Source organism: Arthrobacter sp. zg-Y1171, from assembly GCF_025244845.1.
Classification (GTDB): domain Bacteria; phylum Actinomycetota; class Actinomycetes; order Actinomycetales; family Micrococcaceae; genus Arthrobacter_B.
This window is the reverse complement of the sequence record NZ_CP104264.1, coordinates 1,081,620-1,095,734: the sequence shown is the minus strand read 5'-3', so window position 1 is coordinate 1,095,734 and position 14,115 is coordinate 1,081,620. Positions and strand designations below refer to the sequence as shown.

At 66.6% G+C, this 14,115-nt stretch carries 14 protein-coding genes and 1 riboswitch; of the genes, 7 read left to right on the top strand and 7 right to left on the bottom strand.

All coding sequences use genetic code 11. The annotated features are described in order from the left end of the window. Nucleotides 1-46 precede the first annotated feature (46 nt). Complete coding sequence (locus N2L00_RS05095) at nucleotides 47-1,507, top strand: short-chain fatty acid transporter (protein ID WP_255767130.1); 1,461 nt, start codon at nucleotides 47-49, stop codon at nucleotides 1,505-1,507. Between the two features lie 72 nt (nucleotides 1,508-1,579). Then, the gene (locus tag N2L00_RS05090) at nucleotides 1,580-2,164 is read left to right on the top strand and encodes a TetR/AcrR family transcriptional regulator (RefSeq protein WP_255767129.1); all 585 of its coding nucleotides are present in this window, start codon (nucleotides 1,580-1,582) and stop codon (nucleotides 2,162-2,164) included. A 65-nt stretch (nucleotides 2,165-2,229) separates the two neighbouring features. On the opposite strand, the gene N2L00_RS05085 is transcribed toward N2L00_RS05090, so the two are convergent. The 3 genes from N2L00_RS05085 to N2L00_RS05075 form a co-directional block, all read right to left on the bottom strand. Beyond that, nucleotides 2,230-3,135, bottom strand: a complete 906-nt coding sequence (locus N2L00_RS05085; protein ID WP_255863388.1) for a GNAT family N-acetyltransferase — start codon at nucleotides 3,133-3,135, stop codon at nucleotides 2,230-2,232. Further along, nucleotides 3,135-4,523 (bottom strand): glycine--tRNA ligase, encoded by a 1,389-nt coding sequence (locus tag N2L00_RS05080; protein WP_255767127.1) that lies wholly within the window; start codon nucleotides 4,521-4,523, stop codon nucleotides 3,135-3,137. Before N2L00_RS05080 ends, N2L00_RS05085 begins: the two co-directional genes overlap by 1 nt. A 190-nt stretch (nucleotides 4,524-4,713) precedes the next feature. After that, nucleotides 4,714-5,709 (bottom strand): DMT family transporter, encoded by a 996-nt coding sequence (locus N2L00_RS05075; protein WP_255863566.1) that lies wholly within the window; start codon nucleotides 5,707-5,709, stop codon nucleotides 4,714-4,716. Nucleotides 5,710-5,807: 98 nt separating this feature from the next. On the opposite strand from N2L00_RS05075, the gene N2L00_RS05070 reads away from it, so the two are divergent. Beyond that, a complete protein-coding gene (locus tag N2L00_RS05070) occupies nucleotides 5,808-6,038 on the top strand; it encodes an RNA-binding S4 domain-containing protein (RefSeq protein WP_229953222.1) in 231 nt (76 codons plus the stop codon). Here N2L00_RS05070 and N2L00_RS05065 read toward each other — a convergent pair. Further along, nucleotides 6,035-6,697 (bottom strand): alpha/beta hydrolase, encoded by a 663-nt coding sequence (locus N2L00_RS05065; RefSeq protein WP_255863389.1) that lies wholly within the window; start codon nucleotides 6,695-6,697, stop codon nucleotides 6,035-6,037. The genes N2L00_RS05070 and N2L00_RS05065 overlap by 4 nt on opposite strands. 88 nt (nucleotides 6,698-6,785) lie before the next feature. Here N2L00_RS05065 and N2L00_RS05060 point away from each other — a divergent pair, with 88 nt between their 5' ends. Further along, nucleotides 6,786-7,628: an SGNH/GDSL hydrolase family protein gene (locus N2L00_RS05060; protein WP_370647089.1), complete on the top strand. Its 843-nt coding sequence runs from the start codon at nucleotides 6,786-6,788 to the stop codon at nucleotides 7,626-7,628. A gap of 9 nt (nucleotides 7,629-7,637) precedes the next feature. Here N2L00_RS05060 and N2L00_RS05055 read toward each other — a convergent pair whose 3' ends face one another. After that, entirely contained in the window at nucleotides 7,638-8,078 is a 441-nt protein-coding gene (locus N2L00_RS05055) for an SRPBCC domain-containing protein (RefSeq protein ID WP_255863390.1), read from the bottom strand. Nucleotides 8,079-8,195: 117 nt separating this feature from the next. Between N2L00_RS05055 and N2L00_RS05050 the strand changes: the two genes are divergently transcribed. Continuing rightward, a complete protein-coding gene (locus N2L00_RS05050; RefSeq protein ID WP_255863391.1) occupies nucleotides 8,196-8,975 on the top strand; it encodes a VOC family protein in 780 nt (259 codons plus the stop codon). Nucleotides 8,976-8,980: 5 nt separating this feature from the next. Here the strand turns inward: N2L00_RS05050 and N2L00_RS05045 are convergent, their stop codons facing one another. Next, nucleotides 8,981-10,090, bottom strand: coding sequence for a homoserine O-acetyltransferase (locus tag N2L00_RS05045; RefSeq protein ID WP_255863567.1), 1,110 nt, complete (start codon nucleotides 10,088-10,090; stop codon nucleotides 8,981-8,983). 38 nt (nucleotides 10,091-10,128) lie between these two features. Continuing rightward, on the bottom strand, nucleotides 10,129-11,445 hold the full coding sequence (locus N2L00_RS05040) for a bifunctional o-acetylhomoserine/o-acetylserine sulfhydrylase (protein WP_255767123.1): 1,317 nt from the start codon (nucleotides 11,443-11,445) through the stop codon (nucleotides 10,129-10,131). A 77-nt stretch (nucleotides 11,446-11,522) separates the two neighbouring features. Further along, nucleotides 11,523-11,639: riboswitch (SAM riboswitch) on the bottom strand. A gap of 160 nt (nucleotides 11,640-11,799) precedes the next feature. Between N2L00_RS05040 and N2L00_RS05035 the strand changes: the two genes are divergently transcribed. Together N2L00_RS05035 and N2L00_RS05030 are read left to right on the top strand one after the other, a co-directional pair. After that, complete coding sequence (locus tag N2L00_RS05035) at nucleotides 11,800-12,450, top strand: VOC family protein (protein WP_229953226.1); 651 nt, start codon at nucleotides 11,800-11,802, stop codon at nucleotides 12,448-12,450. Between the two features lie 516 nt (nucleotides 12,451-12,966). After that, entirely contained in the window at nucleotides 12,967-13,908 is a 942-nt protein-coding gene (locus N2L00_RS05030) for an endonuclease domain-containing protein (RefSeq protein ID WP_255863392.1), read from the top strand. The last annotated feature ends 207 nt before the right edge of the window (nucleotides 13,909-14,115 follow it).

Below are 14,115 nucleotides of genomic sequence, written 5' to 3'. Positions count from 1 at the left end.
GCATCACATCGGTTTCGCCGCTGCAACCGAAGATTCGAGGTTTCCCATGACCACCGCTGCCAAGAGCACCTCCGCACCGTCCGAGAAGGGGCTGGCCCGGGTAGCCCAGGTGATGGCCCGCTGGACGGAGAAATGGTTCCCGGATGCTTATGTCTTCGCTCTCGGCGGCGTGGTTCTTGTCGCTTTGGCGGCCCTGCTGAACGGTTCCTCGCCGCAGGCCGTGGTGGACTCCTTCGGGAACGGATTCTGGGACCTCACGGCCTTTACCCTGCAGATGGCCATGGTGGTGCTCACCGGCTACACCGTGGCCACCTCCCCGCCGGTGGCGCGGCTGATCGCCCGGCTGGCGCTGGTTCCGCAGACCGCGGCAACCGCCGTCAGCTTTGTGGCTTTCCTGTCCATGTCCGTGTCCTTCCTGAACTGGGGGCTCAGCCTGGTCTTCGGCGGGCTGCTGGCACGGGCGATTGCCCGCCGGCGCGACCTCCAGGTGGACTACCGCGCCCTGGGAGCAGCGGCGTTTATGGGGCTGGGCGCCGTGTGGGCGCTGGGGCTCTCTTCCTCAGCCGCCCAGCTGCAGGCGACGGCGGCCTCCCTGCCGCCGGCACTGCTGGAGGTCACCGGGGTGCTGGACTTCGGCAAGACCATCTTCACGTGGCAGTCCCTGCTGACCTGCGCCATCCTCATCGCGCTGACCACCCTCATTGCCCACTTCTCCGCTCCGCGCGGGGCTGCCATCCGCACGGCGCAGGACCTCGGCGTGGACCTGGACGACTCCCCGGAACCGGCGGCCAAACGCGAGCGTCCCGGCGAGTGGCTCGAGTACAGCCGCATCCTGCCGGTGCTGCTGGGCCTGCTCACCGTGGGCTGGCTGGTATCGCAGTTCGTGACCAAGCCCTTCCTGACAGTGATCTCAAGCCTGAACGGCTACCTGCTGGTCTTCCTGGTCCTGGGCCTGGTGCTGCACGGCACCCCGCGCAACTTCCTCCAGGCGGTGACCAAGGCCGTTCCGGCAACCGCCGGCATCCTGGTGCAGTTCCCCCTGTATGCGGCCATGGCGGCCATCCTGACCAAGGCGGAGGGATCGGGCGGCATGACCGTCTCCGCGCATCTGGCCGAGTTCTTCACCAGCATCGGTTCCGGCGGCGGCTTTGCCGTGGTGATTGCGGTCTATACCGTCATCCTCGGCGTCTTTGTTCCATCCGGCGGCGGGAAGTGGCTGGTGGAGGCACCCTACGTGATGCAGTCCGCCACCGACGTCGAAATGAACCTGGGCTGGACCGTGCAGATCTACAACGTAGCCGAGGCCCTGCCGAACCTGGTGAACCCCTTCTTTATGCTCCCGCTGCTGGCGGTCTTGAAGCTGCGGGCCCGGGACCTGGTGGGATTCACTTTCCTGCAGTTCACCATCCACCTCCCGGTGGTGCTGCTGCTGGTCTGGCTGCTGGGCATGACCTTCAGCTTCGAACCTCCCGTGATCCCTCCGGAGGCACCCGCACCGGCACCGTAGTCCGGCGCGGGCCCGGCGGCATCTAAGATCGAAGGGACAGTATTTCCCTTCCGCCTAAGGACCCATTACCGCATGCCCCGCGAATCCGGCACCAAGCGCGCCATCCTCGACGCCGCATTGGACCTGGCCGCCGCCAACGGCATCTCCGGAACCACCATGGACGACGTGGCCGAACGGGCCGGGGTGGCCAAGGGCAGCCTCTATTACAACTTCTCCTCCAAGGACAAGCTCTTCGAGAAGCTCCTGCTGGAGGGTGTGGGTGCCCTGACCGAGTGCCTCCGGAACGCGCGCAGCGGCCTGGCCGGTTGGCAGGCCATCGAGTCGATGGTCCGCGCCCTGCTGGAGCTGCTGTCCGAAAACCGCGCCCTGGCCAAACTCATGGCTGCGGAGATCCTGCGCACAGACCGCACCTGGCAGCACTCCCTGCACCTGCTGCGGCAGGAGGCGCTGGCCGAGTTCGTGGAGCCCATCCGTCAGACCGGCGGGCCCGCCGGCCTGCCCGACGGCGGATCGGACCGGCTGACCCTGATTGCCGGCAGCGTGTTTGGCGCCACTTTGATGGGTGCACTGGACTGGCTGGTGTTCGATCCGGAACGTTCCGTGGATGATGTGGCCGCAGCCGTGCTTTATGCGTTGTCCGGGCGGCTGCAGTCCTGACCCCTGACGCCAAAGAGGCGGCCCCCGCATGGTGCGGGGGCCGCCTCTTTTCGTTCCAGGACAGGCTAGTCGCTGAGGATCAGCGTTTCGCTGCCGACCTGCCGGGCCACGCCCGCCTTGATCAGCGGTTCCAGGGCCCGGACCACTGCGGTCATGGACTCGTCCACTTCCAGCTGCACCGGGTACTGGTACGCGAGCATCGCCACCAGGGACTCGACTGCGGCCTGCGCCTCGTCGAGGTCCAGGGTGGTGTCATACCCCACCAGCACATCGGCGGGTTCGTCCGTGCGTTCCTGCGTGTAGCTCACGGCGAAGGCGGCGATCTTCCCGCCGTCCTTCTTCGGCTTGTCCCGCAGCACCACGGCGCCGGAAGCACCGGTGGCGTCGTTGAGCAGCATCTGCTGGGCCTTGCCGAGGGTCATGTCGGCGCGGTCCCAGTCATGCACGGCATTGTAGAACTGCGTGACTGCCTGGGTGAGCTCCACCGAACCCGTGGCCGCTTCGTCCAGCTGGGGTCCGTCGTCGGTGAACACCGGCAGCTTCAGCTTGCCCGGTTCCACCAGCACCACGCAGGACCGCTGGATCGGGGCGAGCCCGGCTGCTTCGGCGAACCCGGCGGCCGGGGTACCCGGCTCCACCTTGGCGCGGAGCCGGGTCACGCCCGACGGCGCCGACTCGGCTTCCTTGCGCAGCATGCCCAGCAGGGTGGTGCCCAGGCCGGTGCGCCGGTTTTCCCGGGCTACCTCCACGTAGGCCCACAGCCGGTCCGGGTGCAGGCTCGTCTCGTAGACAACGCCGGCTGCCACCGGAATGCCGTCGTCTTCGGCCACGATGCAGCGGCTCCACGGCTCATTGGAGGACGGGCGCAGCACGGCACGGAACTGCCCGGCCTGCGCACTCTCCGGGTCGCCCCAGAGCTGGTTGAGCTTAAGATCGTCGTCTTCCCGCCATTCGCGGAACGAAATAGCCATTACGCGCCGATCAGCCGTTCGGCCAGGTAGCCCTCGACCTTGTCCAGGCTCACGCGCTCCTGCGCCATGGTGTCGCGTTCGCGGACGGTCACAGCCTGGTCTTCGAGCGTGTCGAAGTCGACGGTGATGCAGAACGGGGTGCCGATCTCGTCCTGGCGGCGGTACCGGCGGCCGATGGCGCCGGCGTCGTCGAAGTCGATGTTCCAGTTGCGGCGCAGCTGCGCGGCGAGGTCCTTCGCCTTGGGCGAAAGGTCTTCGTTGCGGCTCAGCGGCAGCACCGCGGCCTTGACCGGTGCCAGGCGCGGATCCAGCTTCAGGACGGTGCGCTTGTCGACGCCGCCCTTCGCGTTGGGTGCCTCGTCCTCGGTGTAGGAGTCCACGAGGAACGCCATGAAGGAACGGGTCAGACCGGCGGCGGGCTCGATCACGTACGGGGTGAAGCGTTCGTTCGTGGCCTGGTTGAAGTAGCTCAGGTCCGTGCCGGAGTGCTTGGAGTGCGTGCCGAGGTCGAAGTCGGTGCGGTTGGCGATGCCCTCGAGCTCGCCCCATTCGGAGCCGGCGAAACCGAAGCGGTATTCGACGTCGGTGGTGCCCTTGGAGTAGTGGCTGAGCTTCTCCAGCGGGTGTTCGAAGAGGCGCAGGTTCTCCGGGTTTATGCCCAGTTCGGTGTACCAGTTGAACCGGTTTTCGATCCAGTACTTATGCCATTCCTCGTCCGTGCCCGGCTCGACGAAGAACTCCATTTCCATCTGCTCGAACTCACGGGTGCGGAAAATGAAGTTGCCCGGCGTGATTTCGTTGCGGAAGCTCTTGCCGATCTGGCCGATGCCGAACGGCGGCTTCTTGCGCGAAGTGGTCAGCACGTTGTTGAAGTTCACGAAGATGCCCTGCGCGGTTTCGGGGCGCAGGTAATGCATGCCTTCTTCATTGGCCACGGGGCCGAGGAAGGTCTTGAGCAGGCCGGAGAATTCCTGCGGTTCGGTCCACTGGCCCTTGGTGCCGCAGTTGGCGCAGGCAATGTCGGCCAGGCCGTTTTCGGGGGCGTGGCCCTTCTTTTCCTCGTAGGCCTCTTCGAGGTGGTCGGCCCGGTAGCGCTTGTGGCAGCTCAGGCACTCCACCAGCGGATCCGAGAACACCTCAACGTGCCCGGAAGCTTCCCAGACCTGGCGCGGAAGAATGACGGCGGAATCCAGCCCGACGACGTCGTCGCGGCCGCGGACCATGTGCTGCCACCACTGCTTCTTGATGTTTTCCTTGAGTTCGACACCCAGGGGGCCGTAATCCCAGGCGGACCGGGACCCGCCGTAAATCTCTCCCGACTGGAAGACGAACCCCCGGCGCTTGGCCAGGGAGATGATGGGATCCAGCTTGGATTTGGTCGAAGCCATGGAATGGTACCGCCGTTCTTTTCGTGTCGAGGGGGCCGCTGGGTGCGGTCCTCTTCTGGTGTCCCTTGGGCATCCGCACCACCGCGAAACGGGTGCACGGTTCTGAGCCGCCGGGCAAAGCTACAACTACCAGCTTAAGGCGGCGACACCCCGCTTACCTACCGGCCCGCGCGAGCGGCGTTTTCCGCGCTCAGCGCGGGGTGGACTGCGTCCGGGGCCCGCCGGTACGACGGCGGCGGAACGGACCGCCGCCGGGCATGTTCCACGGCAGCGTGGCCAGCACGATGGCGAGCAGCGTCAGCAGCGTGCCGAGCACCGTTGCCGCCACTACTACCGAGCCCGGCGCGGGGAAGACAATGTCCAGGAGCAGCGAGCCGATCAGCTGTCCGCCGATGAGCCCGAGACTGGTCAGCAGGACTCCCAGGCTGCGCACCAGCAGGGCACCGACACCGATGAAGATGCAGCCCAGCGGCCCGCCCAGGTACAGCCACCACTCGCCGGGCAGCGGATTGCCCGGTCCCGAAACCGCCACCTTGATCCCCCACATCGCGGCCAGCAGGACGGTGCCGGAAATGAAGTTCACCAGCGTGGCGGTGATGGGGGTGCCGTAATGCATGCCCGTGGTGCCGTTCATGGCCTGCTGGAAACTCATCAGCATGCCGGCGGTCAGGGGCAGCAGCACCGGCAGGAGCCATTCGGACGGCTCTCCCCCGGCCCCCAGCTTCGGGCTGACCGCCCAGGCCACGGCGGCAATCGTCAGCACCGCGCCCACTACGCGCATCACGGTCAGCGCCTTCTTGCCGGCCGGTCCGATACCGAGCCGGTCCACCACCAGCCCGGTGAGGGTCTGCCCCGCGACGGCGGCGACGGTGAACACTGCCACGCCCAGCACGGCCACCGTCAGGGTCTGGGAGAGGACGAAGTAGCCGCCGATCATGCCGGCCAGCACGTAGTAGCGGGGAAACCGCCGCTCCCGCAGCGAGGGAATCAGCTGCCCGGCGCCGGCCCGGCCGCGGGGCAGGGCCAGGCTGATGCCGATCATAACGACCAGCCCGACCAGGAAGCTGACCAGGGCGGCGGCCAGGCCGTCGTCGAGCCGTTCCCCCAGGGCGCCGTTGACGCGGGCCTGGGACGGGATGGCAACCCCGGCAAGGAGGGACAGGGGCAGACCGATCAGCGGGGACATCCGCACAGCAGCATTTGGCACCCGACTACACTACAACTGTCAAACGGCTCGGACCGGCCGGCGGAAGCAGCGGCGGGAAAGTCGGGCAGAATGGAGGCATGAGTTCTTCCGATGCCCAAGACCTTCCCATCCGCGACGAAATGATCCGCCTGGGCCAGCTGCTCAAGCTCGCCAACCTGGCCGAGGACGGCATCCAGGCCAAACAGCTGATCGAAGACGGAATGGTCAAGGTCAACGGCGACATAGAAGAGCGCCGCGGCCGCCAGCTGCACGCCGGCGACCTCGTCTCCGTCAACGGCGAAACGGTGCGGATTACCCGCGAGGGCTAGTTCGCCCGGGTGCCCGCACGCAGCACCGTATGCACCAGGAACTCCTTCACATGGCCCAGCTCCTGCATGTTGATGCCGTGGCCCATGTTCGAATAGAGGATCTTGGTCAGCGCGGTGTGGGCATTGAGCCAGGCATGCGTGTATTCGATCCGCGGCGCGTCGATGACCGGGTCAGCCTGGTCGCGGCCCCAGAAGAACTGCAGGCCGCCCGGCTGCAGTTCGTCGTCGTGGAAGAACGGGTTGTCCTGCGAAGGGACCACAAAACCGGAGAGTCCGACGACGGCGGCAAAGTCCTGCGGCCGGTGCCGCATGAGGGTGGTGGCCACGGCCATCCCCATCGAAAAGCCCAGGAGGCTCACACTGGTGTGATTGTCCCGAACGGTGTCGAGCCACGCGGCCACGTCCGCTACCGAGTCCACCACTGCGTCCACTGAGTAATCGGCGTCGCTCATCAGCGGAAACCAGGTGTAGCCCGGCCCGGAGGGCTGCGGCGCCCGGACCGAGGCGATGGTGAAGTCCGAGGGCAGGTAATCGGCCAGCCCCATCAGGTCCTCTTCATTGGCCAGGTATCCGTGGAACAGCACCAGCAGCGGGGTGCCGGCCCGTTCAGCTTCGGGTTTGGACCAGAGGACAACAGGATTCCACGCGGATTTCGTCATGCTTTTATTCTGGCATGCCGGTATTTACAACCTACGGTCGCGTAGCCAAGGGTCGGTTTGCAAGTATTGACCGGTGAGTACAAATTCCTTGCCCGAAGCCGTTTCCGCCCCCGAATCCCGGCAGGAGCAGCAGCCGCTGCACCTGTGGTCCCGGTTCGTGGCCATGGGCGATTCCTTCACCGAGGGCATCGGCGATCCCAATCCGGACAGTCCGGGCGGCAACCGCGGCTGGGCGGACCGGGTGGCGGAGGAACTTGCTTTGGGCCAGCCCGACTTTTCCTACGCGAACCTCGCCATCCGGGGACGGCTGCTGAACCAGATCATTGACGAGCAGCTGGAGCCGGCCCTCGCCCTGAAGCCGGACCTGGTCACCATCTGCGCAGGCGGCAACGACGTGATCCGCCCCGGCGGCGATCCGGACCGGCTCGCCGAACGCATGGACGGCGCCGTGGCCCGGCTGCGCGGATCAGGCGCCGGAGTGGTCCTGTTCACCGGCCCGGATCTCGGGAGTACCCCTGTGCTGGGCAGTGTCCGGGGCCGGGCGGCCGTCTACAACGAAAACCTGCGGACCGTAGCCAAGCGGCACGGCGCCGTCATTGCCGACATGTGGGCGCTGCGCGAGTTGAATGATCCGCAGATGTGGGCTCCGGACCGCCTGCATTTCTCCCCGCTGGGACACCACACCATTGCCGCGATGGTGCTGGATACCCTGCAGGTGCCGCATTCGCTGCAGCCCCTGGAGACCAAGCCGCTGCCGGCAAAGAACTGGCGGACGGCCCGCTCCGAGGACATGGTCTGGGCCCGTGAATTCCTGTTCCCGTGGGTGGTCCGCCGGGTGCGGCACCAGTCCTCGGGAGACGGGATCTCCGCCAAGCGTCCAGAGGCCGGCCCGATGTTCGGGCAGCGGATGCCGCAGGGATCAGCTGACTAGACCTGTTTTTCAGGAACCGCCCGCCTGCTGCGCCTGGTCGGTTTTTTCGGCCTGCTCAATGAGGTTCGCCAGGTGGAAGGCCCAGCCTTCCCGGTGGGCTGCGGAGAGTTCGGCGCCCACGCCGGCGTCGAGCGCCGCAAAGCCGCTCTCGGTCACCGCTACCCCCGTGGCATCTATTTCGTCGGTCAGTTCGAAACTGACCACCGTATGGGCACCCCATTCGGGTGCGGTCCAGCGGAAGGAAAGCAGCCGGCCGGGGGCGACGGCCAGGACCGTACCGGTGGCGGTGTGCTCCACTCCGTCCTCGCTCCACCGTTCCTTCAGGGGCGCTCCCGGATGCGCGGCGAAGTCCATGTCCGGCCACCAGGACGCCCGGTTATCAACGAGCACGTGCCAGAGAACCTCCGGGGTGCACTGCGCCCGGCCGGAAAGCGAGATCCGATCTGCCATGGGGAATGTTCTCCCATGAATTGCCGCGGCGGGCAAGGGGTAGGCCCCTGTTGTCCGCCGAACGGGGTTGGTATAACTGCGGATATCCCCTGCCGTTCCTCCGGAAAAGGGCCCGCCATGCCTGCTGCACCCGAACGTTTCCCTTCCGGTTCCCCCTGCTGGGCGGATCTGGCCTCCTCCGATCCTGCCCGGGCCCGGGAGTTCTACGCCGGGCTGCTCGGCTGGGACGCCGTGGACCTGGGCAGGGAATCCGGTCATTACCTCCACTTCCGGCACAACGGAGACGTGGTGGCCGGCATGATGCAGAAACCGCCGGAGAACACGTTCCCGGATTTCTGGACGGTGTACCTTGCCTCTGACAACGCCGGCGCCACAGCCGGTTCCGCTGCCGCCGCCGGAGGACAGGTGATGCTGGACCCGGCGCGTGCCCTGGACCAGGGCACGGCGGCGGTGCTCGGCGACCCCACCGGAGCGGCCATCGGTGTCTGGCAGCCGGACACCCACCGGGGATTCGCGCGGATCGATGAGACCCGGGCACCGGTCTGGTACGAGCTCATGACCAATGACTATCCGGCGGCCCTGGCGTTTTACCGGAACGTGTTCGGCTGGGAAACGGAGGTCCTCTCAGACACGGACGAGTTCCGCTACACCACGCTGCAGAGCAACGGCCGCCCGGTGGCCGGGGTGATGGATGCCGCCGCTGAACTGCCGGAGGACATCCCCTCACACTGGGAGATCTACTTCGGCCATGCCGATATCGACGCCGCGGCCGAGCAGGCGGAGCAGCTGGGCGGATCGGTGCTGAGTGTGCCCGAGGATTCGGACTTCGGCCGGATGGTCCAGCTGGCCGACCCCACCGGAGCAGCGTTTTGGCTGATGGAGGCCCCGGACGCCTAAGCGTCCTACCCGAACACCTCCCGCTTCAAGGCACCGGAAATCTCCCGGACGCTGGTCAGGAACCCGTCATGCCCGATGGGCGCCCGAATGAGATGGACCTGCGTTCCCCGGGGCAGGGCCGCTGCCAGATCCGCCGACTGCTGGGGAAAGTAGAGCCGGTCCGATTCCACCGCGGCAATGAAGAAGTCCGCCGTCGTGCCTGCGAGCGCCGCGCGCAGGGTTCCCCGGCCCCGGGCGACGTCGTGGCTGACCAGGGCTTCGGTGAGCACCAGGTAGCTGTTGGCATCAAACCGGTCGGCCAGTTTTCGGGCCTGGTGGTCCAGGTAGCTCTCCACGGAGTACCGGCCCCTTCCTGCCGGGGAGGCGGCGCCGAAGGGGTCCTCGGAAGCCTGGGAACTGCGCCCGAACCGGTATTCCAGTTCCGGTTCGGACCGGTAGGTAATGTGCGCAATGCGGCGGGCCAGGCCGAGCCCGGCCAGCGGAGGAATGCCGTTGTAATAGTCCCCGCCGTTGAAATCCGGATCCAGCCGGATAGCGGCCAGCTGCGCCTGGGCAAACGCGATCTGCTCGGCCGTGCTGGCTGCGGTGGCTGCGATTACCCCGCAGTGCAGCACCCGGTCCGGTTCGGTCACCGCCCATTCCAGCGCCCGCGCTCCCCCGAGCGAACCGCCCAGCACGGCATGCCACCGGGCAATGCCGAGCCGGTCCGCCAGCCGGGCCTCCGCCCGGACCGAATCCCGGATGGTGACAAACGGAAACCGTGAGCCCCAGGCCAATCCGTCCGGGTCCGGCGAGGCAGGCCCGGTGGAGCCGTAGCACCCGCCCAGCATGTTGACCGAGACCACGAAGTACCGGTTAGTGTCCACGGTCCGGCCCGGGCCCACAAGCTCCTCCCACCAGCCCGGTTCGGTGCTGCTCCCGCGGGCTACGTGGGTGCTGCCGGTCAGCGCATGCGGAATCAGCACGGCGTTGCCGGCGTCCGGGTCCAGCTGCCCCCACGTCTCGTAGGCCAGGACGACGTCGGGCAGGTACCCGCCGGTTTCCAGCTCCAGTCCGCCGATGGCGGCGTACTGCAGCACCCCATCGGCGGGGTGCCGCAGCGGGGGCACCGTCAGCGGCTCGTGCCGGGGTGCCGGATGCCGGGACACAGTCGCTATGCTCCCTTGGCGGCCCGGAACCCCGCGTCAAGGTCCGCGAGGATGTCGTCGATGTGCTCGATGCCCACCGAGAGCCGCACCAGCCCCGGGCTGACCCCTGCGGCCAGCTGCGCTTCGGCCCCCAGTTGGCTGTGGGTCGTCGACGCCGGGTGGATCACCAGGGAACGGACGTCTCCAACATTGGCCACGTGCGAGTGCAGCTCCAGTCCGTCCACAAAGCGCTTGCCGGCGTCGACGCCGCCCTCGATCTCGAAGGAGACAATGGCGCCGGTGCCGCGCGGCCCGTATTTGCGGCCGCGCGCAAACCACGGGCTGGACTCCAGGCCCGCATACGCAACCGACACGACGTCGTCGTGGCCTTCGAGCCAGTTCGCTACGGCGACGGCGTTGGATACGTGCCGCTCCACCCGCAGGCTCAGCGTTTCCAGTCCCTGGGCAATCAGGAACGCGTTGAACGGCGACACCGCGGACCCGAGGTCCCGCAGCAGCTGCACCCTCGCCTTCAGGATGAAGGCCAGGTTCGCTCCGAGGGCCCCGTTGACGCCCAGGTCCCGGGCGTAGACGAGCCCGTTGTAGCTTTCGTCCGGGGTGTTGAACCCGGGGAACTTCTCCGGGTCCGCGGCGAAGTCGAAGTTGCCCGAATCGACGATGACGCCGGCAATGGCCGTCCCGTGCCCGCCGAGGTACTTCGTGGCCGAGTGGACCACAATGTCGGCTCCCCATTCGATCGGACGGATGAGGTACGGCGTCGACAGCGTGTTGTCCACGATCAGCGGCACGCCCGCCTCATGGGCCACGGCGCTGATGCCTTCCAGGTCCAGGACATCCTGCCGGGGGTTGGAGACCACCTCGCCGAAGAAGGCCTTGGTATTGGGCCGGACGGCATCGCGCCAGTGGTCCAGGTTGTCCGGGTCCTGCACGAAGGTGGTTTCAATGCCGAACCGCTTCAGGGTGTGCTTCAGCAGGTTGTAGGTGCCGCCGTAGAGGCTGGGGCTGGCGACCACATGGTCACCGGCCTGCGCCAGGTTCAGCAGCGCGAAGGTTTCGGCCGCCTGCCCGGACGCGAGCAGCAGGGCGCCGACGCCGCCCTCAAGGGAAGCGATCCGGTTTTCCACCGCTTCCTGGGTAGGGTTGCCGATCCGGGTGTAGATCGGTTCCAGTTCGGCCAGGGCAAACCGGTTCGCGGCGGCCTCTGCACTCGGAAAAACGAAGGATGTCGTCTGGTAGATCGGCAGGGCTCGGGCACCGGTGACGGCGTCGGGCTCCTGGCCTACATGGATCTGGCGGGTTTCAAATGACCAATCTGCACTCATGATGCTCCCTCAAACCAGGGGCCGCACAACGCCGCCGGGGTGCATCCGGGTACGCCGGATGTCCGGTGGGGTCGTGGGACCCGCGCTTGCCGGACGCCCGTTTGGCGTACGGCCAGGTCTTCACCCGGGGCACCCCACCGCGGTTGGAGGGTTGCCGGCCAGCAAGCCGGGGCTATCTGCTGGCACTCATGACCTGCACCCATGGAAACCGATATGCCGCCGTCGCGCAACCTCTGTGACGCACCGTGAAATATCGGCGCTTTTTCGCCGTAATTCCGAGCTGCGGCCGGGAACATTCCGCACTTAGGCTTCCCTTGGTCGAGACGCGTATCACAACGTGCCACAATGGGCCGCATGCGCTTGGACCATGTTTCTTATGCCTGTGAATCCGACGGTCTTTTGGCCACCACCGAGAGGATTGCTGCTGCTCTCGGCGCCGATTACGTGAAGGGTGGCGTCCACCCCCGATTCGGTACCCGCAATATGATCCTGCCCCTGGCCAACAACCAGTACGTCGAGGTGGTGGAGGTCCTGAACCACCCGGCGTCGGACAAGGCTCCGTTCGGCCAGGCCGTGCGCCAGCGCTCCGAATGCGGCGGCGGATGGATGGGCTGGTGTGTTGCCGTTGACGATCTCTCCCCCTTCGAGGAACGCCTCGGCCGGGCCTCCGTGCCGGGCAACCGCAAGTTCCCCGACGGCCAGGAGCTGACCTGGCGGCAGATCGGCATCAACGGATTGATCGCCGATCCGCAGGTTCCCTATCTGCTCCGCTGGGACGACGGCACCGACGAGCTGCACCCCTCCAACGCCATTCCCGGGATGCCCGGTTCGGTGAAGCTGAAGTCCCTGACCATTGCCGGCTCCGCTGCACGCGTCACCGACTGGCTGGGCCATCCCGTGGAGAAGCCGCTGGAGAACGTGGATGTCACGTGGATTGCTCCGGCGGGTACACCGGGCATCATGTCCGTCACCTTCGACACGGCGAACGGTCCTGTCGAGATCTAGCACTGGGTTTCTGCTGCCGGTTCGGGGTTTTCCTGCCGGATCCCCGTGGTCTGTCCGGCGTGTCCGGATCCCCGCGGCCTGTCCCCGCAGCCTGTCCGGATCCCTGCGGTCTGTCCCCGCAGCCTGTCCGGATCCCTGCGGTCTGTCCGGATCCCCGCCGCCTGTCCCCGCAGCCTGTCCGGATCCCTGCGGTCTGTCCGGATCCCCGCGGTCCGTCCCTGCGCTGTGTCCGGATCCCTGCGCTGCGTCCGGGTCCCTGCGGTATGTCCCCGCAGCCTGTCCCCGCAGCCTGTCCGGATCCCTGCGGTATGTCCGGATCCCCGCGGCCTGTCCCCGCAGCCTGTCCGGATCCCTGCGGTCTGTCCGGATTCCTGCACCGCGCGGCGCAGGAATTGTCACAAACCGCAGGGATCGCGACAAACCGCAGGGCTTCTCCAGGCCGAGGTACCAGAGGGTTGTCCACAATAGGGAGGCTTACCCTCGCGGGTCCGCTGTTACCCATCCATCTTTGAGCCCATGGATCCGGAGCTCATCTTTACAGCCGATGCTGAAGCCCACGGTACTGACCGTCGTTCCTTAGCCTCGAGCTGCCGGGCCGGTCAGCTGATCCGCCTCCGTACAGGTGTCTACATGCAGGCGGATGAGTGGCAGCATCTTTCCCCTTGGGAACAGCAACGCGTCCGGATTCGGGCTGCTGTGGAACAGGGACACGGTCAGCGCATCCTTATCCAGCAATCTGCTGCGGTCATGTGGGGGCTGCCGGTCATTGGACACTCTGCTGAGGTGCTGCTGTTGGCCGCACCTCCCACTCACGGCCAGCGTCGCGGCGGACTCCGATGGGTGGAGCGCCAGTTGCTCGAACCGATCACTGCCTTGGAAGAGGTGCCCCTGACGTCCCGGGCCCAGACCGTTCTAGACATGGCTGCCTATCTCCCTTTCGAGCACGCGGTTCCCGCCATGGACCACATGCTGCGGCCGGATCCCGTTCGTGGTTTGCCTCCCCTGGGAAAGGACCATCTGCGGAAAACAGCCGGGAACCTGCCCAGTCAAGTAAAGCGGCTGCGGGCTCGACAGGTCATCGACTTCGCCGATCCACGCTCCGAGTCGGCGGGCGAGTCCTATTCCCGGGCCGCCATTCACAGGCACCGCTTCCTTCCGCCCGAGCTCCAGCAACAATTCAACACCTCCGCCGGCCGCTATCGGGTCGACTTTTATTGGCGCGAGCAGAGGCTCGTCGGGGAGTTCGACGGCGCGGTGAAATACGGTCGGGGCGATGCAGCCCTTGCCCCTTCGTGGGACACACTGCGTCAGGAGAAACGGCGCGAAGATGCCATCCGCGCAACGGGGGTCAGTTTTATACGCTGGTCCTGGGACGACATCTCAAGAGAGCCCCAGCACCCTGAGTCCTTGGTACAGCGCTTGGTCCGCGCTGGTCTCCCCCGTTCCCGGCGCCGCTGATTCCCTCCGGGTTGTCCAGATCCCTGCGGTTTGTGGCAATCCCTGCTCCGCGCGGTGCGGGGATCCGGACAATCTGCGGGGATTGGGCGCAACGGCGCTTTACACGGTGCTATTTTGGTCAAAATGAGGACCATTGCCGCACCGGACGGTGCGCAGATATCTGTGCAGCTCAATCAATCGGATGAAAAACCTCCCCTTTTGGTACTT